This window comes from Desulfobacterales bacterium (assembly GCA_029211065.1).
Classification (GTDB): domain Bacteria; phylum Desulfobacterota; class Desulfobacteria; order Desulfobacterales; family JARGFK01; genus JARGFK01.
Window position 1 is genome coordinate 44,194 of sequence record JARGFK010000006.1, and the last position, 23,244, is coordinate 67,437.

The 23,244-nt window shown below is 54.1% G+C and carries 19 protein-coding genes; 2 read left to right on the plus strand and 17 right to left on the minus strand.

Annotated features, from left to right (window positions below; translation table 11 throughout):
* Nucleotides 1–228: 228 nt before the first annotated feature.
* The 5 genes from cydB to P1P89_02635 all read right to left on the minus strand — a co-directional run bounded on the left by cydB (nt 229) and on the right by P1P89_02635 (nt 4,490).
* Nucleotides 229–1,245, minus strand: coding sequence for a cytochrome d ubiquinol oxidase subunit II (gene cydB / locus P1P89_02615; GenBank protein MDF1590383.1), 1,017 nt, complete (start codon nt 1,243–1,245; stop codon nt 229–231).
* Nucleotides 1,238–2,641 (minus strand): cytochrome ubiquinol oxidase subunit I, encoded by a 1,404-nt coding sequence (locus P1P89_02620; protein MDF1590384.1) that lies wholly within the window; start codon nt 2,639–2,641, stop codon nt 1,238–1,240. The genes cydB and P1P89_02620 overlap by 8 nt, the downstream gene beginning before the upstream one ends.
* 26 nt (nt 2,642–2,667) lie before the next feature.
* Nucleotides 2,668–3,072, minus strand: a complete 405-nt coding sequence (locus P1P89_02625) for a PIN domain-containing protein (GenBank protein MDF1590385.1) — start codon at nt 3,070–3,072, stop codon at nt 2,668–2,670.
* Complete coding sequence (locus tag P1P89_02630; GenBank protein ID MDF1590386.1) at nt 3,069–3,269, minus strand: type II toxin-antitoxin system VapB family antitoxin; 201 nt, start codon at nt 3,267–3,269, stop codon at nt 3,069–3,071. Before P1P89_02630 ends, P1P89_02625 begins: the two co-directional genes overlap by 4 nt.
* A gap of 330 nt (nt 3,270–3,599) precedes the next feature.
* A complete protein-coding gene (locus P1P89_02635) occupies nt 3,600–4,490 on the minus strand; it encodes a radical SAM protein (protein ID MDF1590387.1) in 891 nt (296 codons plus the stop codon).
* Nucleotides 4,491–4,692: 202 nt separating this feature from the next.
* On the opposite strand from P1P89_02635, the gene P1P89_02640 reads away from it, so the two are divergent.
* Nucleotides 4,693–5,268: an XRE family transcriptional regulator gene (locus P1P89_02640; GenBank protein ID MDF1590388.1), complete on the plus strand. Its 576-nt coding sequence runs from the start codon at nt 4,693–4,695 to the stop codon at nt 5,266–5,268.
* Nucleotides 5,265–6,917: an AMP-binding protein gene (locus tag P1P89_02645; protein ID MDF1590389.1), complete on the plus strand. Its 1,653-nt coding sequence runs from the start codon at nt 5,265–5,267 to the stop codon at nt 6,915–6,917. The genes P1P89_02640 and P1P89_02645 overlap by 4 nt, the downstream gene beginning before the upstream one ends.
* A 224-nt stretch (nt 6,918–7,141) precedes the next feature.
* Here the strand turns inward: P1P89_02645 and P1P89_02650 are convergent, their stop codons facing one another.
* From P1P89_02650 to P1P89_02705, 12 genes are all read right to left on the minus strand, one after another.
* Complete coding sequence (locus P1P89_02650; protein ID MDF1590390.1) at nt 7,142–8,125, minus strand: tripartite tricarboxylate transporter substrate binding protein; 984 nt, start codon at nt 8,123–8,125, stop codon at nt 7,142–7,144.
* Between the two features lie 106 nt (nt 8,126–8,231).
* Complete coding sequence (locus tag P1P89_02655) at nt 8,232–10,238, minus strand: tripartite tricarboxylate transporter permease (GenBank protein ID MDF1590391.1); 2,007 nt, start codon at nt 10,236–10,238, stop codon at nt 8,232–8,234.
* A gap of 98 nt (nt 10,239–10,336) precedes the next feature.
* A complete protein-coding gene (locus P1P89_02660) occupies nt 10,337–12,070 on the minus strand; it encodes a hypothetical protein (GenBank protein MDF1590392.1) in 1,734 nt (577 codons plus the stop codon).
* A 235-nt stretch (nt 12,071–12,305) separates the two neighbouring features.
* Complete coding sequence (locus tag P1P89_02665) at nt 12,306–12,839, minus strand: 2-oxoacid:acceptor oxidoreductase family protein (GenBank protein ID MDF1590393.1); 534 nt, start codon at nt 12,837–12,839, stop codon at nt 12,306–12,308.
* Complete coding sequence (locus tag P1P89_02670) at nt 12,836–13,690, minus strand: thiamine pyrophosphate-dependent enzyme (GenBank protein ID MDF1590394.1); 855 nt, start codon at nt 13,688–13,690, stop codon at nt 12,836–12,838. The genes P1P89_02665 and P1P89_02670 overlap by 4 nt, the downstream gene beginning before the upstream one ends.
* Nucleotides 13,690–14,865: a hypothetical protein gene (locus P1P89_02675; protein MDF1590395.1), complete on the minus strand. Its 1,176-nt coding sequence runs from the start codon at nt 14,863–14,865 to the stop codon at nt 13,690–13,692. The genes P1P89_02670 and P1P89_02675 overlap by 1 nt, the downstream gene beginning before the upstream one ends.
* Nucleotides 14,866–14,884: 19 nt before the next feature.
* Nucleotides 14,885–16,528 carry an FAD-dependent oxidoreductase gene (locus tag P1P89_02680; GenBank protein MDF1590396.1) on the minus strand — a complete coding sequence of 548 codons (1,644 nt, stop codon included), beginning with the start codon at nt 16,526–16,528 and terminating at the stop codon, nt 14,885–14,887.
* Between the two features lie 371 nt (nt 16,529–16,899).
* Nucleotides 16,900–18,375 (minus strand): sigma 54-interacting transcriptional regulator, encoded by a 1,476-nt coding sequence (locus P1P89_02685; GenBank protein ID MDF1590397.1) that lies wholly within the window; start codon nt 18,373–18,375, stop codon nt 16,900–16,902.
* Between the two features lie 585 nt (nt 18,376–18,960).
* Nucleotides 18,961–20,463: a glycerol kinase GlpK gene (glpK, locus tag P1P89_02690; protein MDF1590398.1), complete on the minus strand. Its 1,503-nt coding sequence runs from the start codon at nt 20,461–20,463 to the stop codon at nt 18,961–18,963.
* Between the two features lie 25 nt (nt 20,464–20,488).
* On the minus strand, nt 20,489–21,469 hold the full coding sequence (locus tag P1P89_02695) for a tRNA-dihydrouridine synthase family protein (GenBank protein ID MDF1590399.1): 981 nt from the start codon (nt 21,467–21,469) through the stop codon (nt 20,489–20,491).
* Nucleotides 21,470–21,523: 54 nt separating this feature from the next.
* Nucleotides 21,524–22,285, minus strand: coding sequence for a hypothetical protein (locus P1P89_02700; protein MDF1590400.1), 762 nt, complete (start codon nt 22,283–22,285; stop codon nt 21,524–21,526).
* Between the two features lie 147 nt (nt 22,286–22,432).
* Nucleotides 22,433–22,924 (minus strand): DUF3795 domain-containing protein, encoded by a 492-nt coding sequence (locus P1P89_02705; protein MDF1590401.1) that lies wholly within the window; start codon nt 22,922–22,924, stop codon nt 22,433–22,435.
* Between the last annotated feature and the right edge of the window lie 320 nt (nt 22,925–23,244).

Genomic DNA, 23,244 nt, shown 5'->3' on the forward strand with positions numbered 1-23,244 from the left:
TACGGCTCAGGGAAGAGTGAAATAGTTTTTTCCTTGCGCCATGTGCCATGATCCTTAGGCCCATTACTTAAAATTTACTAGCGATTGTTGAACCCTTGACCCCTCGAATCCTGGACCCCTTTCTCCAACTAAATGGACAGCATCCAGCGCACCGTTTGGGCCAGGGCCAGGGAAGCGGCCAGGCCGCCCCACCAGAGCCCGGCAAACCACAGCCATTCTCTTTGCTTTTCAGTAAATGGCTTCATGGGAGGCCTTGCCTCTGAACACGTAGTAACAGAAGGCCGTGTAGCCCAATACCATCGGCAGCATTACCGCCGTTCCCACCAGCAGCAGGGATTGGGATTCCGGCGCTGCAGCCGCCTGCCGGAAACTGACCCCAAACGGCACCAGCCAGGGCCACAGGCTGATCCCCAGGCCCAGATATCCCAGCAGAAAGATTCCGATGCTCAGAAAAAAGGGGCGGTACTCCCTGCCCGTGTGCAAATCACGCCATATCATGATGAAAAGGGCGGCCGTCACAAGGGGCACCGGCAGAAGGTAGAAGAAATTGGGGAGGCTGAACCACAGGGCCCGCACCGCCGCATTCATCGCCGGCATGCTGATGCTGACAATCGCCAGGAACAGACCCACGTATCCGAGCGCGTAAGCCGCGGTTTTTCGCGCCCAGCGCTGGGTGGCCCCGTCGGTTTTCATCACCACCCAGGTGGCGCCCAGGAGCGCATAGCCGAACACCAGTGCAATCCCGGTCATAACGCTATATGCGTTCAGCCAGTCAAAGGCGCCGCCGCTAAAGCTGCGGCCCGTTACGTTGACGCCCTGGACGTAAGCGCCCACGAACATTCCTTGCATAAAGGCGGCCGCCAGGGATCCGAAATGAAACGCATAGTCCCAGATCACCCGGGAACGGTTTGCCTTGAAGCGAAACTCAAAGGCCACCCCGCGGAAAATGAGGCCCAGCAGCATCAGGATCACCGGGATGTAGAGCGCCGGCATCAGAACAGCGTAAGCCAGGGGAAAAGCCGCAAACAGCCCGCCGCCGCCCAGTACCAGCCAGGTTTCGTTGCCGTCCCAGAAGGGCGCGATTGAGTTCATCATGCGGTCCCGGCACTGGTCCGAAGGGGCGAAAGGAAACAGGATTCCCACCCCCAGATCAAATCCGTCGAGGATAACGTAAAGGATGACCGCCGTGATGATCAGGCCGTACCAGATCAGCGGCAAATCCAGAAATGATTCGAAACTAAACATGCCGGCCTCCTTTTTCTGAAACCAGTTTTGTCACCAGCGGGGGCTGGGCCACGCCGTGGGAACCGTAGGTGTCTTCTTCAGACGGCGGACCCTTGCCGATGAGCCGCAGGATATAATAACATCCGGCGCCGAAAACTACGGCATAGGTAAAAACAAAAGCGGCCAGGGATATGGCGATGGGGCCGCCGGAAAGGGGTGAGACGGCATCCGCCGTCCGCAGAACGCCATAGACGACATAGGGCTGTCGGCCGACTTCGGTAACGAACCACCCCGCCAGTACGCTAATGAATCCGGCCGGCATCAAGGCCATAGACCAGAATTGAAACCAACGGGTGTCGAACAGCCGCTTGCGTAAATAAAGGATCAGCGCCAGGACGCCGGTGAGAATCATCAGCGTGCCCAGTCCCACCATGATGCGGAACGCCCAGAATACCACTGCCACCGGCGGGCGCTCATCCCTGGGCCAGTCTTTGAGCCCTCTGACTTCACCATTTAGATCGTGGGTGAGAATCAGGCTGGATAATTTGGGAATATTCAGGGAAAACCGGGTGGTCTCGGCCTCCTGGTCCGGCCAGCCGAACAGCTTCAGGGGGGCGCCGCGCTGGGTTTCCCAGAGGCCTTCCATTGCAGCCACCTTGACGGGCTGGTGTTCCAGGGTGTTTAGCCCGTGCAGGTCGCCGATCAGCAGCTGCATCGGCGCCACAAAAACCGCCATGATCATGGCCATGCCGAACATCACCCGGGCGTGTTTGACGTGGCGTCCGCGCCACAGGTAGAATGCGCCGATGCCGGCAACCACAAAAGCCGTGGTCAGATAGACAGCCACCACCATATGGAAAAAGCGATAGGGAAACGACGGGTTGAAAATGATTTCCAGCCAGTTCGTGGGGAAAAATATCCCGTTTTCACCGACCCGGAATCCCTGGGGCGTCTGCATCCAGCTGCCGGCCGACAGAATCCAGAAGGCGGAAATCAGGGTCCCCGCAGCCACGATCAGGGTAGCGGCAAAATGCATCCGGGGGCTGACGCGATTCCAGCCGAACAGCATGATGCCCAGAAAAGATGCCTCCAGAAAAAAGGCGGTGAGAACTTCGTAGCCCAGCAGAGGACCCAGCACATTGCCGACACTGTCCGCAAAAACGGACCAGTTGGTGCCGAACTGAAAGGACATGACCACCCCGGATACGACACCCATGCCGAAGGTGACGGCGAAAATTTTCACCCACATTCGGTAGACTTCGGCATAGATCGTATAGCCGGTCCGCAGCCAGCGCCACTCCAGAACCGCCAGCCAGCTGGCCAGCCCGATGGTAAAGGCCGGAAAGAGTATGTGAAACGAAATCGTGAAGGCAAACTGGAAACGCGCCAGTGTGACCGGGTCAAGGTTGTCAAACATGGTGACACCTCAATGCAAGGTTGGAATTAATCCACTTTGTGGAGAACAATTTGTACGTGTTTTGAAAACAGTTCGAAGTCTTTGTCGGTGGTAAATATCGAAAACTTGTTTCTGGCTGCCACTGCGCAAAACAAGAAGTCCGTATTTGATCCTTGAACTCCTTTTGAACGGCATTGATTGAAAAACTGCGCTGCGACAACATAATCTTCAGTAAGAATTGGAAGATCGGGAAAACTTTCGAGATGCTTCCTCAGTTTATTAAACTGAGATTCGCTGCGAATGCCCGATAAAATCTCCTGCCGGATAGGACCGATCAATTGGACACGATGGCTGTGTATTAAACGGAGAAGTTCCTGGACGGGCGCAAGTAATCCCTCTTGATCGCGCCTTAAAACCAGAGACCATACGCTCGTGTCAACAATGACCTTCATGACCGGCTTCTCTGCTTTTTATAATCATAATCAGGATCGTATTCCACCGTCCCGAACATCGAGAGAATTTTTTCCTGCTCCAATTGATGGATATATTCAATCAGCGCCTTTGAGACAGCGGCCTTTTTTGTTTTATGTCCGCCGAGTCTGACCGCTTTTAAAATGAGCTTGTCATCTATCTGTAAATTTGTCGCCATTAAGATCACCTCCTAAATATTCACACATGATGTTACACATTCACATGTGTGAAATCAAGAGGTGTTTTAAACCTAACATTTGAATCCAAAGGGAAGCTCGCGCACAAAGCAATGCATACGCCAACTTCGAATTTCAATACTATAACCATAAACAAGGGAACCTGTCTGGCAGGGCCGTAGAATTTTAAATGCGCGCCACTTTACCGGTCATTCGGATTTCGGATTTGTTTTGAATTTCGATATTCGAATTTCGAATTTGTCAAACTGAATTCAGCGCCTGCAGGCGACGTTTTTATTCCCGGAGGGGATCAATAATAGCGCGTAAAAAAATCACAGACGGGTCAGCCGCCGTATTCTCTCCAGGTGGCGGCGATACCCCGCATCGTTCTCAAAATCGGCAAGCGCCTGCCGGACGGTCGCCAGCATCCGGGCTTTGTCCTTCGGAAGCTTGCCGTTAACAGATACGTAGTTGGATACATGGTCGCTCAGGTACTGGGAGGTAACCTCCAGACGCTCTATCAGAAGCTGCTGCTCCCGTAGAATCGTCTCGGGTTCAGCCGTTTTGAATTCACCCGCCTGCACATTTTCCCACAGCTCCGAGAGGGGCGTGGGCACAAAGGTGCGGATGCGGATAAAATCGGGGTCCACCCGGTTGAGCACATCGGCGGTCCCTTGGGCGTGCTGTCGCCAGCGGTCTTCCCCGCCGATTCCGGCCAGGACATACAGGCTCACTTCAAAGTCGGCTTCCTTTGCCCGTTGGCAGCCCGTTACCATCTGGTCCGGGGTGGCACCCTTGCGGATCATTTGAAGCAGCTCCGCATCGCCGGTCTCCAGACCGATGTGGAGCCGGGTGAGTCCGGCCCGGCGAAGTTTTTGCAGGTCCTCCATCTCTATTTTACAGAGCGTCCGGGCCCGGGCATAGCTGGTGACCCGCCGGACATCCGGAAAGTTCTGGTATATGTAATCGAGGATCTTTTCAAGGGGATCGACATCCAGGATCAGGCTGTTGGAATCCCCCAGGAAAATAGTCGGTGCGTTGTGGCGATAGAACTTTCCGGCAGTCTCGATATCCTGGATAACATCTTCAACCGGCCGTCGTTCAAAGCGGGTCTCTTTATACATGGAGCAGAAGGTGCACTGATTCCAGGGACACCCCCGGGTAACCCGGAAGAGTATGCTGTCCGCCTCGCTGGGCGGGCGATAGGGAGGATGTTCATACATTATGTGATCACCGCGCTATAAATTTTGTCACTAAAATAAGAACTTATCGCCACCCTGTCAATGCCTCATGCCGCGGGGAGGGACGAAAAATTTCGACTACCTTTTAAAATAATTGACATGACGCTGCCGGCACTGATAATCAGGCAAATTTGATTTTGGTAAAAAGACGGGGATTACCCGACGATATAACAAGGAGTTGATCATGAGCACACCTATTGGAAAACGTATCGCAGACTATCGCGCACAGGCGGGCCTGACGCCGGCAGACCTGGCCACCCGCACCGGCCTGGAATCCGGCTTTTTAAAAGCCATTGAGGAAAACGATATTTACCCTTCGCTGGGTCCGCTGATCAAAATTGCGCGGGCCCTCGGCGTACGACTGGGGACCTTCATGGACGACCATATTTCAAACGACCCCCTGATTGTTCGCCTGGACGAGCGGGAACAGCAGCTGACCACCCACCGCGGCGCTCAGACCCCGGCGGAAGTCGCTTTCTATTCCCTGGGCCGCGGCAAAAGAGATCGTCACATGGAGCCCTTTTATGTCGAGCTCATGCCCGCCTCCAGCCGGGACAAATCCCTCAGCAGCTACGAGGGTGAGGAATTTATCGTGGTCGTTTCCGGCCGGGTGGAGCTGATCTACGGTCAGGACACCCACGTGTTGAACCCGGGCGACAGCATGTATTATAACTCGGTGGTGCCGCACCATGTGGGCTGCGCCGGTGACCGCAAGGCGGCCATATATGCCGTTCTATATATTATGGAGTCGCACGGATGAACACGCCGCAATCCGCTTTACACGAATACACCCTGGGACAGCTGCTGGACCGGGCCATCGAAAAGCATCCCGAAAATGAAGCCATCATATACGTCGACCGCAACTTTCGCCTGACTTATCGCGAGTTCGGCGGGGTGGTCGACCGGCTGGCAAAAGGCCTGATGGCCCTGGGCGTCGAGGCCGGCGAGAAAGTCGCCGTCTGGGCCAACAATGTTCCCTACTGGGTTGCGCTGCAGTTTGCCACGGCCAAAATCGGCGCCATCCTGCTGACCGTCAATACGCACTACCGGCGCGCTGAACTGCTTTATCTGCTGCAGCAGTCCGAAGCGGAAAACCTGTTTCTGATCGAAGCCTTTCGCGATGCCGACTACCTGACCATCGTAAACGAACTGATTCCGGAGCTGAAAACGCAGCCGCGCGGCCATCTCAAAAGTGAACACTTCCCGGCATTGAAACGGGTTTTCTTTTTAGACCAGGAAAAACATCGCGGGATCTATTCCCTGCCGGAGCTGATGGCCATGGGCCGGATGACCGGCGACGAGGCCTACCGGCAGCGTCAGGCCGGGCTCGATGCCCGCCAGGTGATCAACATGCAGTATACCTCCGGCACCACGGGGTTTCCCAAAGGCGTCATGCTGACCCATCACAATATCGCCAACAACGGCTACTGGATCGGCAGGCACCAGAACCTGGGCCCGGACGACCGCATCTGTCTGCCGGTCCCCCTGTTTCACTGCTTCGGCTGCGTACTGGGCGTACTGGCCGCCGTCAATCACGGCGCCGGTCTGGTGATACTGGAAGATTTCGACCCCGTCCAGGTCATGGCGGCGGTAGAGCAGGAACGCTGCACCGCGCTCTACGGCGTCCCCACAATGTTTATCGCGATCCTCAGCCACAAACTCTTTAACAAATTCGATTTTTCATCCCTGCGGACCGGGATCATGGCCGGCTCGCCTTGCCCGGTCAAAACCATGGAAGAAGTGATCGAAAAAATGCATATGTCCGAAGTCACGATCTGTTACGGACTGACGGAAGGCTCGCCGGTCATCACCCAGACCCTGCCCACGGACGACATCCGACGCCGCACCCGTACCGTCGGACCCGTCATGCCGGGCATTGAAGTCAAGCTGATCGATCCGAAAACCGGCGCCGATGTCGCCCCGGAGGCGCCGGGGGAAATCTGTTGCCGCGGCTACAACGTCATGAAAGGATACTACCGGATGCCGGAGGCCACAGCCGCGGCCGTCGACGCCGACGGCTGGCTGCGGACCGGCGACATCGGCGAATTGGACCGGGACGGCTACCTGTCCATCACCGGCCGCAGCAAGGACATGATCATCCGCGGCGGGGAAAACGTCTACCCCCGCGAAATCGAAGAGTTTCTCCTGCGGATGGAGGGTGTTCAGGATGTCCAGGTGGTGGGGGTTCCCAGCAGAAAGTACGGTGAAGAAGTCGGCGCCTTCATAAGGCTCAAGCCCGGGTCGGCGCTGGCGGCGGAAGATGTCCGCGATTTCTGCCGCGGCCAGGTCTCCCGCTACAAAATCCCCAAATACGTGCATTTTGTCACGGATTATCCCCTCACCGCCAGCGGCAAGATCCAGAAATTCAAACTGCGCGACGATGCCGGCAGGCTGTGGCCGGATGCTTAGCACCGATCATGACAGATCTTTTTTGATACTGACGGTTTGATGCATACAGGGTCGTGCCAAATGATTAACTGCATACTCAGTTTATTAAATTGCTCTCTGCGTTCAAAAAAGAAGGGAATGGCTTTGGCCATTCCCTTCAAATTGATACAGGTTTGCACAAATCGTAATGAACCGTCTGTACCAACGTCCTCTCTTCTCCGCCGGTTCCCTCCGACTGGCCAATCCTACTGCTTGAGGTCCTTCAGCAATTCGCGCAAATAAACCTCACGCTCCTTAAACATCGCGGTCACTTCCGCTCGGGTCATCGTTTTCTGGGGGCTCCCGCTCTGTTTCATCTTGGATACAATTTTTTTGTTCCCGAACATTTTGGGAAAAACATCGGCCGTCTTGTCGATGATTGCCTGGGGAACACCCTTGGGAAAGGCCACGCCGCGGAAATTCACGCTGGAATTGTCGACATCATATCCAGCTTCCTTAAAGGTGGGCACCTCCGGCAGGTATTCATGCCGTTTCAGATCCGCAATCCCCAGGATCTTGAGTCTGTCCTGGCTTCTAAAGGCATCGGACAGGTTGTTGAAACCGGCCTTGACCTTCCCCGCTACGACCGACTGCATGGCATTGACCCCTCCCGGCTCGGGAATATAGGTCATTTTAATGTCGCAGGCCTGGCTCATCTGCAAAAAGGCGATATGATGGCCCACAAACATTCCGGCGCCGGTGACCGTAATCTTGCCGGGATTGGCCTTGGCATAGTCCACTGCATCCTTGAGCGTGTTGAAGGGGCTGTTCTTTGGCACGATGAAAACCGCCGGATCGGCTCCCCAGTTGGCCACCGGCTCAAAAGAATCCACGTTGAACTTGGTCTTGTAAACAATGGACTGGGCAATGAAATGAGGCACGTTGTATGCCGTCATGGTGTAACCGTCCTTGGACCCCCTTTCAACGACCCAGTTCCAGCCCACCTGGCCGCCGGCGCCGGCCTTGTTGATGATCACGATGGGCTGGCCCAGATATTTTTCGTCGCCGGCCATCATGCTGATAATCCGGGCCTGGAAATCCGTGGCTCCGCCGGGTGAATAGGAAACAATCATGCTGACAGGCCGGTCGGGCCAGTCCTGGGCCTGCCCGGCGCCCGCCAGCAAACCGAAACTGATCAACCCCACCACCGCCAGATGGCATAATAACAAAAGCCGTTTTTTGTGTGTCATCGGTCATCTCCTTTTTTTGTCTGTTATTAAACGCATTTCCTTACGTGTCTATTGTCTGTCCCAACGGACCGCGCCGGCATCGCACGCGCAATGCCGCCGGCCGCGTTTACAGGAAAATTCCCCGGGGCATCTGAACCTTCAGCAGCGTATTGAAAAGGATGAACAGAACGGCCGTGAAGGCAAAGGCCGAACCTGTCATCTTAATTCCTTTGGGCAAACAGACCGGTTTGCCGGCAAGCGCAAAAACCAAACCGGTAAAAAACAGAAAGGTGGACAGATAAAAGCCCACATTCTGCAGCATGGCCAGATACAGCAGCATGGCGATCAGTACCAGCAACACCGGTCCCCAGGGAAAGGCAGCCTTCTCCTTCACGGGCGCCGGGTGCTTCCCGGCGGTGGACAGGCGCAGCAGGAGGGTTTGCACCAGCAGCAGAACCGCCAACGCACCGACAACCAGAATGATGATGCGCGGAAAAATGATCGCGCGCGGGTTTTTGATCAGCGACAGACTTGCATAAAGCCCCGCTGATGCGGCAAGGACAACCAGGGCGGCGCTGGCGTCCCATTTTTTAACGAGATTGGGCGCCCCCCCGGAATCCTCCGCCGGCCGGCCGCTTTTCTGCCGCCGGTGCATGCGGACCTCGCTGTAAATACTATAGGCAATCGAAACCAGGCAAAGCACAATTACGATGATATTAATGCGATCGACAAAGAAATAGGTAAACATCCCCACATCGGTATCGGCGATCAACTTGCCCTTGAGAAAATTATCCTCGGCAATGGGCCCGAGAATAATCCCCAGTACCACCGGAGCCGCCGAAAATCCGAATTTGCTGCCCACGTACATGAGTGTTCCCAGACAAAACATGACGATGACGTCATCGAAGCTGTTCTGCACGCTGTAGGTTCCATATACCGCCAGAACACTTACCGCCGCGATCATGTAAAGATGGCTGACGCGCATGACCACGTAACTGTAGCGGGACAGGAGAATACCGAAAATGCACATGCCGACCTGGGCCAGCACCATGCTGCCGATAAAGGTATAGGTTACATTCGGGTAGTTGAGAAAAAGATCCGGCCCGGGAAACAGGCCGTGAATCAAAAGCCCTCCCAGCAGGACGGCCGCCGTCGGACTTCCGGGAATGCTCAGCGTCAGCAGGGGAATCAGGGACGGCCCCACCATGGCATTGTTGGCCGCTTCCGCCGCCGCCACCCCCTGGGGGTTGCCGGTGCCGAAGCTTTCGGGGTTTTTGGAAAATTTCCGGGTCTGGTCATAGGCTATCAGACCGGCCACCTGCCCGCCGGCGCCGGGGATCACACCGATGATGGCGCCGACGACGGATCCGATGCTCAGCGCTTTGACCATCTTGAGGTTCTCGACGATGGTTTTCAACAGGACCCCTCTTTCCGGCTTGTAAGCGAGATGTTCAATACTGCCTTGATTCAGTTTCTCCGCCATGGAAAAAACCTGCGGAATGGCGAATAGCCCGATGAGGGCCGGCACGATAGCGACCCCCCCCACCAGGACGTCATGAAAGATGAAGCGGGGAACCCCCAGAATCGGGCTGTAGCCGATCGTGGAAATCAACAGGCCGAACGCACCGCCGATCAGCCCCTTGGCCATCGATCCCGATGCCAGGCCGGCCATGACCGTGATGCCGAAAACAGCGACCCAGAACATATGCGAAGGGCCGAATTCCAGGGCAACCGCGGCCAAGGGCGGGGTGAACAGAATCATCACCAGCATGCCGAAGAGACCGCCGATTAGAGAGCTGATAAAACAGATATTCAGCGCGGATTGCGCCTTGCCCTGCTGGGCCATGGGGTAGCCGTCCAGCAGGGTGGCAATGTTGGCGGGGGCACCCGGTATCTTGATCAAAATAGCGGAAATCGCCCCGCCGGCGACACTGGCCGTATAAACGGAACCCAGCAGGATGAGCCCTGCGGTCGCATCCATGTGAAAGGTAAAGGGCACCAGCAGGGCCACCGCCATGGTGGGGCTCAAACCGGGGGTGGCGCCAAGGACCAGCCCCACGATGACCCCCAGTACCAGGGTGACCAGGTTAACGCAGGAGAATGCCTGCGGAAAATAGTGTAAAAACTCGGCCATTTTGATTCTCCTCTAAGAACGATGCGCCATTTTTTATAAAAAACAGTCGAGTCTATGGTGTCAAAAACTCATCTGGAACCTATTTTTGCCGAATAGTGTCAGCCGCCCAGATACACCCGCCCGATGCGGTTGCGCAAAATGCTCAGCTCGGTTTCGGTCGGCGGCGGCGTCTCGACCAGGTCGTCGGAAAACAACATTTCAAAAGCGGTGGCTTCCTCTACCTGCCGGCGGGTAACGCCCGGGTGCAGTGAAACCACCCGCATTCGTTTGCTTTCCGGCTCGAAATCCATGATCGCCAGATCGGTGATCACGCGATCCGGCCCTTTCCCACGCAGACCGGCCTCCCAGCGCGAATTGCCGCCCGTAAGAAAGCCGGGACTGGTGATATACTCCACCCGTTCCAGAAAACGCCGGCGCTCATGGACGATGATGGTCAGCAGGCGATTGGCGCAGGACGCGATGGGATTGGCGCCGCCACTGCCCGGAAAACGCTTGGAAGGCTTTAAGTAGTCACCGGTGGCGGTCGCATTCAGATTGCCGTACTGGTCGATCTGCGCCCCCCCCAGAAACCCCACGTCCGCCAGGCCCCGCTGCACTAAAAATCCCAGCGCATCCAGCGTGTTGCTTACAAAAGACGGTCTGGCCGCCCCGTACAGACGCGTATCGGCCACTGAGAGGCAGGCATGCCGGGGGTCAATGCCGCCGATGCCGGTTTCCACAATGTACTCCAAATTTGGTGCATGGGTGGACATGGCCAGGGTACAGGCGGCCATGGGCAGACCCGTGCCGATGATGGCGATCTCTCCGTCTATGAACTGGCGCGCTGCGGCCACAATCATCATTTCATTGCGGGTGTAACCTTCCGGAAGCGCACCCGTGCGGCCGCCGGTCGTTACCAGTTCGGCGACCCAGGGTGAATAACCCAGACGGGGATCACAGGCGATTTTATGCATGCGGCCCAGTGATAAAACGGTATCGAGATATTCTTCGAAACTTTCAAACGCGTAAACATTGCGGTTCAGGTACTCCTGAAAGCTTACCGGTTTGCGGGCATGGGCCTGATAATCCTGCAGGGCCTCGTAATCGTAGTCATAAAGGCCGGGCACCGATGTGGGATAGGCGCCATGGGGTTGATGCACCAGTGCATCCACGCGATAGGCGGGTATCACCGTATTCTGAGGACTGGCGCGAATGACCTCCGTGGGCACGAGCTGTTCGGCCACCACGATCACCGTTTTTGAAGCTTTGGCAATGTACTCGTCGGCGAAAAAAGTGCCGTCTATCTGACAATTCCCCTGTTCATCAGCACGGGTGACATGAATTACCGCCACATCCGGTGTACAGGCCGGAAACAGCAGATACTTTTCGCCGCTAAAGGGGCAATTGGTTTCGGCCACTTTTTTTCGAGGCAGCACTTGAAGTCGCATGATATCGGAACCCAGGCCGGCCTTGGTGGGAATAAAGCTCATGCCCATCGCTCCGGCCAGGTAGCGTAGCGTCATGCTCAGATGATCGTAGTCTTCGGACTTAACCTGGCCCTGTTCCACGGCCCGACAGAAATTGCGCGGCAACCCCAATCTCTCCATGTTCAGGCAACCCGACTCCACCGACTGCACCAGTCCGGCGCCAATCAGTATGTCCACCGAATAGGATGGATTAACGCTTGAAATGTGCAGTCGGCCGATTTTCCGACGGATAATCTCATGCGAGATTGCCATCGCGTTCCGGCAGAGTGAAAACCCGCCAAAGCCGATGTGACAGCCTTCCTTGATGTAGGTGGCCACAACCGCTTTCACGGTGATTAACTTGGTCGATACGCTACATCCCGTCATAACAGTCTCTTTCGTAGTTGGAAAAATTGGAAGAAAAAATTTAGAGAAAGTCCACCCAAGTTTTCAGTTTTAAACATAAAGTTTGACACATTCGTAAAAAGTCCTAAATCCCGTCATGCCTGCGAAGGCAGGCATCCAGAACCATTTGAAATCACTGGATTCCCGCATTCGCGGGAATGACGATAAAGACGCATTTTCGATTTTTTACAAGTCCATCAAGTTTCAAGTTTCAAAGTTACATCTGGTCGTACCCGATCTGAAACGCCCTGCGGTTTTCATCCTGGTACTTGGGAATGATTTCCAGAATACTTTCTAAAATAACCTCTTTTTTTAAGGTTCCTTCCAGCAGTTTGGCCATGGCCCCCAATGCGATGGTATTGCTGAAAATGGGTTTGCCGAAGTTGTCAACCGCCAGCTGCTTGGCCGGCAGCGCTTTCTGCCGACAGGGCAAACTCTCATCGATGGCTTCCAAAAAGGCCGGATCGTAGAGGATCAGGCCCGGTTCCGGCACCGTATTTTTAAACCGGTTGTATGCTGCTGAAGAAAGCGCGATGAAGATGTCAACATTTTCGCACATGGGGCTGTCGATGGCTTTATGGGACAACACGATCTGACTGCGAACATAACCACCGCGCATTTCGGTGCCATGACTCTTGAGCATGGTCACACGCAAGCCCTCCTTGACCGCTGCTTCTCCCAGAATCTGTCCCAATCGGACAACGCCCTGGCCGCCAAAGCCACTGGCTACAATTTCAAATCTTTCTTTCATAACGCACCTGTCCTCCTGATTTTATTGACTGTGCTCCAGATATGATCCGAAAATTCGGATCGCGAGCCGACGGCGTCGTGATAGATTCCGGTGGCCCAGATGGTATCGGGCGTTTCCTTGCCCAGGGGCGCGCTTCTTTCCTTCATCCAGTTGAAAATATTGACCGCATTCCGGGATCCCAGGTGACGCGAGGCAAAATTGGTCGGGCACGGATAGGGCATATGCACCAGCGAGAAGCCGGGGTTGAGAATGGCTTTTTTAACGGATTCAACGGCTTCCGCACCATCCATGCAGACGTGGCGCGCCAGGAACGTTGCCCCTGCACCCTTGAGGATGTGCATGACGTCCATGCCTTCGCTCATGAGGTTATGCTCAAACATGCCGTAGGGGCTGGAATCGGTTTTGACACCTTGGGGCGTCGTAAAACCGAATTGGCCGCCGGTGGACTGATATCCCAGGTTGTCGTTGACGATAACCGTCATGTCGGCGTTGGAACGGGCGCTGTGAATCAGATGCAACAGGCCGATGCCGAAAGCGTCACCATCTCCCACGGTCAGAATGATTTTTTTATCGCGCGGCAGAGCGATTCGAAGCCCCCGGGCAATGGCATACGCCCTGCCATGGGTGCCGGCAAACCCGTCTCCCTGCCAGGTGGCAAAGGTCTGTCGTCCGGCACACCCAATGGATGTGCCCCAGACAATGTCATTAACGGACAGGTGTAGTTCTTCTATGGCTTGAATTACGATTTTATGGTTAATTCCCAATCCGCAACCGGAACATGCAGTGCTGGGAATTTTGCGTTTTCGCAAATAATTGTCCACAAGGGCCGATGAGCTATATTGTGTTGCCATTACCAGACCTCCAAAACCCAATCCTTGCGTGCCAAGGGTTGGTTTTTTAAGATTTTTTCAAATGTTTCCAGCAAATCCGGGATGGTGGGCAGGTCGCCGCAGGACCCTAGAAAATGAACCTTGGAATCCTTGGAAGCCGCACGTTGCACTTCCCGGACCAATTCTCCGTCCCAATTGAGTTCCACCGACAGGTATGTGGTAGCGCGTTTGAAAAGCTCATCCGGAAAGGGCCAGAGGTTGATAAGGCGCAAGGCCCCGACCTTGAGACCCTGTGATCGGGCTTTTCCCACGGCCGTGTTAACCACGCGGGAGGGTGTGCCATAAGAGACCACAACCAGATCCGGATCATCATCCATGAATTTCTTTTCATAATGATGGTTAAACAGGCTTCGATTGTTACGGACCTTGTAGATTAAACGATAGGCATGCTTATGATGATCGGAAACTTCTTCGATGTCATAGCCTTCCGGAGTCGGCGTCCAGTCCGAACATAAGCCGCCTGCACCGATTCCCATCTGCACGGGCGGAATGTCCAAGGCATCGGTATGGGGGTAAAAATCGGGGCCAGCGTGGTGTTTGCGCGGATAGGTGCGGATACCCATTTCCTTCATTTCAGCTTCGTTTTCAGGCACGGAAATGTCTTCCATACCGTCGGTAATCAACTGATCCGCCAGAACCGTAATCGGCATGCGCAGGCGTTCCGACAGGTAGAAGGCTTCGCAGACCATCAGCATGCATTCCTGGGCCGAGTTGGGCGCCAGCACCACGCTTTCGAAATTGCCCCCCTGCGTGGGATAGCGGGTTAAATAGAATTCGCCCTGGCCGGGCGCACCGGTAATGCCGCTGACCGGCCCCACCCGTCCGGAGTTGAGAACCACCAGGGGCATTTCGCAGCCAATCGCCCAACCAAAAGGATCGGCATACAGAATATAGCCCGGTCCTGACGTGGCGGTCATGGCTTTCATGCCGCCCAGTGAAGCCCCGATGCAAAGATGCATGGCCGCGCATTCATCCTCGGCCTGCAGATAAACGCCGCCGATTTGGGGCAATCGTTTGCTCATGGCTTCGGCCAGTTCCGTTGCCGGTGTAATCGGGTATCCGCAGAAAAAGCGACAGCCGGCCAGCAGTGCCCCTTCCGTAATCGCGAAATTCCCTGTTTCCAAATATCGTTTCATAGTGTAAACCTCCAGCCGATCAAGCGGTTAGTTCTTTAACGTTAATGGCAAAATCCGGACAGACGAAAAAGCATTTGAAACAACCGACACACCAGTCGGCTCTTTTGACCACCATCGGCCGGTAGCCCTTGCCATTGAAGAAATCGGCTGCTCCGAAGGTTTCCACGCTGCAAACTTCTTTGCAATAGCCACACTCTTTACATTTTTCGGTATCCAGAATGACTTCAAATTGTCGCGCATCACAGTTGAGGCAACGGCTGGCTTCAGCGCTGACCTGATCGGGCGCCAGACCCTGTTCCACCTGCTCAAATCCCTGGCGTTCCCAGGGGGCCAGATGCGCCATCTGATTGCACTGACGAATAACTCGTTCCATGGGCGGCAGCACGATGTCATCTTCAGCCGGGGCCAGTTGTTCCGCAACCTCGCCTGTTCCCCCCAAATACCGATCAATCGCCGCTGCCGCCTTTCGGCCTTGGGCAATTCCACCGACGATTGACTTCGGTCCGGTGACCACGTCGCCACCCGAAAAAATGCCCGGCTCCCCGGTGGCCAGGTTGTCATCGGTGCTGATACGGCTGCCCTTGACGCTAATACGGGAATGTTCCTTGACGAAATCCAGTATAGGCGCCTGCCCGATGGCCAAAATAACGGTGTCGGCATCAATTTTGTTGGTGATCATGTCATCGTAAGAAGGGTTGAAGACGCAGGCATCGTCAAAAACGGAAACGCAGCGCATCAAACCGATACCACAGGCGCAGTCATCTCCTAAAACCTGCCTGGGGGCCCACTCGCAGAGAAAAGTTACCCCTTCTTCTTCGGCCAGTTTAATTTCCCAGGGATGGGCCGGCATTTCTTCACGGGATTCCAGGCAAATGACACTGACCTTGCGGGCTCCCAGACGCCGGGCGGTCAGGGCCACATCCACGGCCACATTTCCACCCCCGATCACCGCCACCTTAGCGCCGACCTTCGGGGTGTGCCCCAAGGCAACATCCCGCAAAAAATCCCAGCCCCAGATGACTCCTTTTTTTTCTTTGCCTTCCAGCGAAATTCGGGCTGAAGAATTGGCGCCTGTGGCAATAAACACAGCGTCGCAATTCTGCCGCAATTGACTGAGGCTGAGTTCCCGACCGATGGTGGTATCGCCTTTGAACGTTATGCCCAGATCCATGATGACCTGAATATCTTTGTCCAGCCTTTCCTGAGGCAGCCGGTAGCGCGGAATTCCGTAGCGCAACATGCCTCCGGGTTGGGGGAAAATGTCATACAGGGTTACAGCATGGCCCCGCAGCGCCAGGTAATAAGCTGCCGTTAAACCGGCCGGGCCGGCTCCGACCACGCCCACTGATTTTCCGGTTACGGGAGTCTTTTGCTGACGTTGCTTCCAGGCATCGCCACCATTATCCACGGCTGTGCGCTTCAAGGCCCGAATGGCAATCGGGTCGCCAAACTGCTTGTATGCACACACATCTTCACAGGGTGCAAAACAGGCATCCGCGCAAACTGTGGGTATAGGCAGTTTCTCCCGCAAGACCGCTACGGCATCATCATACCGGCCTTCCTTTACCGCACGAATATAGCGCGGTACATCCACTTCAGCCGGACAGGTCAGCGTGCAGCGTGGGATGATAAAATCTTTTTTTGAAACTCTTACAGAATTCATAAACACATTCTCCTTAGGATTGAGGAAACGGGTCGCTGTAAATTGTCTTTCGCTATATGTCTTAAGCAAAACGCGTGCCATCGTTAAAAATAAAACCCTATCGGGCTTATAACTAACTGTATTATCTGGTTGATTATGTTTTTAAAGGGGTTGTGCGTAATCAGCCAAACATTGTTTTGTTCTTCTGGTAAGTGCCCGATATTTCGGACATGTACGGATCTTCATACTGGGTGCCTGAGCAAAAACCGCGTAGGCGAGATGATTTGAGAGGATTTATTTGTTGAGGGAGAACGGACGGTCACGCCGCTCTTGGAATTTAATTTAAGGGCCAACCAGACTAAAGACGCATGCGCTTCAAAACCGTAAATCGGCTAGAGCAGACTGTATCTGCGGCATTTTTCATAAAGTGTTGATCGGGACACGCCTAACGACCGGGAGGCTTGGGACATATTGTGGTTGCAATGTTTAAGACGGCTTTCAAGGAGGGCCTTTTCATAAGCGGCCATTTCATCTGCTAAAGCGGTGTCCGATTTTCCTGACAGGCGTATTTCCGATTTCTCGCAAGCGATAATGTTATCGGGTAAGTGTTCAACGTCAATAACCTTGCCGGCAGCCAGGCTGACGGCCCGTTCAATAGCATTTTTCAACTCACGTATGTTCCCCGGCCAGCCATGTTTATTCAGGATTTGCCACACTTTTTTGCTGGGTTGCAGCTCCGTACGACCCAGGTATTTCAAAAAATGGTTAACCAGAAGCGGAATATCTTCCGGCCGATCCGCCAAGGTCGGAACTGTAATTAGCATGGTATTCATGCGATAATACAAATCATCACGAAAGCGGCGTCTGGCGATCAGTTCCGGCAGATTGCGATTGGTCGCGGCCACCAGGCGGAAATTTACCGGAATAGAGCTGGTGCTTCCGATTTTGTCCAGCATTCGGGTATCCAGTACCCGCAGCAACTTGGCCTGAGCGTCTACCGGCAGTTCACCGATTTCGTCGAGAAAAAGGGTTCCCTGATGGGCCAACTCGATTTTTCCGGATTTTCCCTTGCTGGAAGCACCGGTGAAAGCGCCGGCCATATAGCCGAATATTTCCGACTCCAACAGTTCGCGCGGAATGGCCGCAGCGTTGAGGCAAACAAACGGCCCGGATTGGCGGGGGGAGGCATTGTGAACGGCATGGGCGAAAAGTTCTTTGCCGGATCCGGTAGCACCGGTGATCAATACAGGGGAATCGGTCTGTGCATATTTTTCAGCCAGGTTTTTGGCGTCATTGATGATCGCGCTCTGGCCGATAATGGACTGGAAGTTGTATTGGGCGACCAGAAGACTTTTTAACCCTTTTTTATAGAATTTACATTCATTCTCAAGTAGGTTGAACTGATTGACCAGATCGGCAAACTGATTGAAATCACGAAAAACCGTTTGTAAGATGGCACCGGTGCTGCGGCCCTGGTACTTTAGCGGAATACGATTCACCAGCAGCGGCATTTCCGTTTTAAGCGCGCAACGCTGACCCAGCTCAGCCTGACCGGACTCAATCACCCGGCTCAATCTGGACGCCTGAAAAAAATCATGAATTTTTCGGCCCAGGGCCTTGTGCCGATCCACCTTGAGCAAATCCGCGTAGACTTGATTGATGAAAATTATGCGGGTATCACGGTCGCAGACGATAACGCCGGAGTAGATATTGTTAAGGATCAATTCCAGAAAATTCAGCAGTTGCTGCGGATAATCAGGCCCTTTCAGGTCAATGCAGATTTCATTGTCCCTCAGATACGCCTGGCTATCCGATAGAGGGGATGCTGGAATGCTGTTTTGCAGGGCTGAGCGGGTTGCCAAATGCATAGTTCACCTTATGTGGGCTGCCCTTCCGTTTGGCCTCAAAATTTATTTCAACCACCGGAAGTGGTGCCGGCATGATAACTGTTATTTCGCAAATAGTTACAGACTAATATTCGATTACAAACCAAATGCAATTGTCATGCCTTTTTTAAAACTTTCCGGAAAACTGATCAACATGTTAAGATAATTTATAATTTATAAAAATATGCGCCACGTGTGCGCCCCCAGGTGTCACATGGTTGAAGACAATGGTGTAACCTGAATATATCGGTTCACGCAAATAACGCGCCCGGCTATTTGCGCAGTGGTTTAGTCGCTTTGCCTCCGACGATTGAACCGTCATCCAGCTCAGCCTCCACGGCGCAGCGGCGCTCAGAAATGGGCGATATATTATTCTGTCGGTTTATATGTTTTGCGGCCAACCTGAATCGTTGTACGCTGCCGCCTGTGGGATTGCAGCATCGGTGGTGGGGAGGATCTTGAGAAATGTGAGAGGATTGACACCCTGCAGTCCCGCCCCGGCGGGACGGGGCATGCGCCCGCCGGGGCGGTTCAATCTGTTAGCGGGGTCCGGCCCGCAAAGGCCTGTCACCTGCTCCAGTTTTTCGAGCGGTTGACCGCTTCTTTCCAGTTGTCTAACCATGGTTGCACGATGTCTTTATCAAGGCCCGGGAGAAATTCCGTGTCTTTTTGCCGGAGCAAATTAATCTCATCTAAACTTTCCCAAAAGCCCACTGCCAATCCGGCCAAAAAACCCGAACCCATTGCCGTTGTTTCCAGAATGTTCGGGCGTATCACCTTGATGCCCAATATATCGGCCTGGAACTGCATTAACAGTCGATTAATTGAGGCGCCGCCATCGACCCTTAGTTCTTTGGCCGGGATATGTGAATCCGCCGTCATCGCATCCAGAACATCCTTGGTCTGATACGCTATGGATTCAAGGGCAGCCCTGGCAATATGGCTTTGGGTGGTGCCCCGGGTAATGCCGACGATGGTTCCCCGCGCGTACGGGTCCCAGTGGGGCGCGCCCAGGCCCGTAAACGCGGGCACGAGATAGACGCCGCCGTTGTCTTTTGCTGCGCGGGCCAGTTCCTCAACTTCCTTTGATTCTTTTATGATTTTTAGGCCGTCCCGCAACCACTGGACAACCGCTCCGCCGATGAAGATGCTGCCTTCAAGGGCATAGGTGGCTTTGCCGCCCATGACCCAGGCAAGCGTTGTCAGAAGGTTGTTTTCGGACACGACCGGCGCATCTCCCGTATTCATGATCATAAAGCAGCCCGTACCGTAGGTATTTTTAATCATGCCTGCTTTAACGCACATCTGCCCGAAAAGGGCGGCCTGCTGGTCCCCTGCAATCCCGCAGATGGGAAGAGCGGCGTTAAAGACACCCGCAGCGGTTTCCGCATAAATCTCGCTGCTGCTTTTCACCTCCGGCAGAACGGATGGCGGAATATTAAAAATATCTAAAAGCGCGTCATCCCATGTCAGGCTGTGGATATTGAAAAGCATGGTTCGGCTTGCGTTGGTGGCATCGGTAGCATGGATTTTTCCCCCGGTTAAGTTCCAGATCAGCCAGGTGTCAATCGTTCCGAAAGCCAATCGGCCTTTTTCCGCCAGGACCCGCGCTCCGATGACGTTGTCCAGTATCCATTTTAACTTGGTGGCGGAAAAATATGCGTCAATTAAAAGACCGGTCTTCTGCCGAATTGTTTCTGTCAGGCCCCGGTGTTTTAATTCGTCACAAAATTCCGATGTGCGTCTGTCCTGCCAGACAATCGCGTTATATAGCGGCCTGCCGGTACTTCGGTCCCAGACAACCGTCGTCTCCCGCTGATTGGTAATGCCGACCCCGGCAATGGCATTCGTGTCGACGCCGTTATTTCTGATTACGTCCCGGGCCACTTCAACCTGGCTGGTCCATATTTCAAAGGGATCGTGCTCGACCCAGCCGGGTTGCGGAAAGAGTTGTTTAAACTCTTTCTGGGCGGTGGCAAATATCGTCCCTCTTTTATCTATCAGTACGGCACGGGAACTGGTTGTTCCCTGGTCAAGGGCCAATATATAGCGCTTATTGAAGTTTTTCATCTCCCGGGTCTCCTGAAAAAATATTTCAAGCCGAAAGGTCCACCTCCGGCAGGCGCAACTGCGCCTGGGTCTCGAAAAACAAATTTGCCTGCGCCAGGTACTGATCCGGTCGGCGCGTTTTTACGATTATTTTCATTGCCTTTTTGCTGTCTTCGAAGGGCAGTGAAAAATATTGCCAGAATCCTTTCATCTTGCCCAACACGTGGGAAGGGCCATCCAATAAGCGGTTGTAGGCCTCAAACAGGTCCTCGTGAAACCGCTGCATCCGACGGATTTTATCCGGAATATCATCGGCGCCTGTTGTGATGCGAACCGGCAGAAAAGGATCGGCCAGACACCAGCGCCCGATCATCCATGCATGGACACGGCTGAAGCGTCGGGAAAGCCGCCTGAAATCATCAACCGTTCGGATATCTCCGTTGTAAACCACCGGGTGGCGCGTAACGGCCAGGCAATCTTCAAAGGCGTCCAGATCCACAGGCCCCTGGTAACGCTGCAGCCCGGTCCGGGGATGAATAATGATTTCCGATAGAGGGTATGGGTCGATCACCGGCAGCAGCCTGAAGAGATCAGCGCTTTCTTTCCATCCCAGCCGCACTTTGATGGAAAGCGAACCTCGCAGTTCGGGCATGACCCTGTCGAGAAAGGCCTGTATCCGGTCCGTGTGGGGCAGCATGCCGGAGCCCCGTTGCTTGTTGGCCACCATGGGAAAAGGGCAGCCCAGGTTCCAGTTGACGGTGTCATACCCCAGGTCATACAGGTAGTTGGCCAGAAAGATAAAATCCGCTGGGGTTTTGCCCAGAATCTGGGGCACAACCGGCATGCGGGTATTGTTTTCCGGAAGGACGTCTTTAACGTATTTTCGCTTGATGCGGCGATCCTGTTTGCTGGCGATGAACGGCGCCACCGCCAGGTCGAACCCGCCGAAATGGTCTGCAAACGCACTTCTGAAAATATAGTCGGCAAACCCCTTCATAGGGGCCATGTATAGTCTGGTTCGAGGCATGGCGTCCACTTATGTTGCTGTCATGTTTAAAATATGGAGAACTGCCCCCTGGGGCTACCGTCTCCCTCTGGATCGTCTACGGCTTCCCTTCGAATCGTTCTTGGGCGGCAGGCGCGGCTCGCCGCCGCCGGGGGGCAGGACAAGCTTGTCCTCTGAAGCCACCCACACAAAACGCGACTTCGCTTTACTCCCCTTGTAGGCGGGGACTCGAAAACGGCGCACATGCAAACCGCAGTTCATCAAGAGCTGTTCGAATTTTTTACTCGGCTCGCCCGACCACACCGCCAGAGACCCCTGTTCGCGCAATGCGCGGCAACAGGCCTGAATGCCTTCGCGACCGTACAGACGGCGGTTGGCCGAATCGGTTATCGCGCTGGGGCCATTATCAATATCCAGCAGGATCGCATCGAATCTCCCCTTGGAACGTGAGATAAGCTCGACGATATCCCCTGTCTTGAGGTCGACGCGTTTGTCCCCCAGGGGCCGGCCGTTGAGTTTTCCGAAAAATTCACGATTCCATTCGACCACGGCATCCAGCAGTTCACCCACCATAACCTGGGCGTTGGGGCTGAGCATATCCAGGGCCTGGCGCAGGGTGTAGCCCATGCCCAGACCGCCGATGAGGATGCTGGGCGCTTCGCGGTCGGCCAGATGCGCACAACCCAGCTGCGCCAGCGCCAGTTCCGACTCATGCTGGCGGCTGTGCATCAAATCCTGGCCGTTGATCCGGATCAGGAAATCACGGTCATGCTGATACAGCACCATCTCGCCGCCGTCCGGGGTTTGAGCTGCTGCTAATTTTACTCTCGGGTTCATGCTGGCATCCTATGGCGCCCGTTAAAAAGCGTAACAATACATATTCGTCGTGGCATGCCCACTTTATCGGCTTTAAATAAAAAGGAAACTCCTAGTTCAATATAGTCTTTGTAATCTATAGATGAAATAGCTTATTCTCGAAAAAAACTAGTCTAGGTCCAGCTTCACTTTGCATTGATTACATTTTACAGCGCCCCGGAAAACCTTATGGCCGCATTCCGGACAAATATAACGGGCTTCTTCATCTTGAATCCATTTTTCAGTACCAACCTTTCGCCAATAGGGTATCGCCCTTAAAATAACTTTTTTGCCGACAGCCATGGGAAAGTTTTCAATATGCCGGCAGGGAAAGTCATCGCACTCGTGGCACCCGGTGTAACCTTTTTCCTGGGTGCATGCCCTGATCTCGCACTGCCTGCAATGTATAAACTGATCATCAGATAAGCACCCGTTGCATCGGATATCTTCTACTGAAAGATTTTCGCTGTTGGGAAGAATTCCTTTGCCGGAAACGCCTCCCTTGTAGAGATTCACTAACAGCTCCTTGAATTTCTGATTATGATCACGGTGTGCGATATAAATAGCACAGACGCCGCAATAAAGACCGCAAGGTGAAACAAAATCCGGATTTATTTTCATGATGCTGATCCCTCCTGATTTAAAGTTAATACCAAGCTGCCGGGAACAACCGCTTCCGTTATTCAGCAAACTCAGCGTACCCCCCCGACCCCGAAGAGCCTTCGCTCTTATATTAGATCCGCAGAAGGATCCCCGGCACCAGAATAAATAGGAATACACATGGAGTCAACCAGTTAAAGAAATACAGGGATATTCCGGCATTGGCGATGGGAACCAAGGGGCTGTGAGAATTGTAAACGCCTGTCCAAATCCATAGGTTTCTTATCGAACTGAAACCTTGATGAAAAGGCCGCGAGACTGATGCTTTTAATCGCATGCAT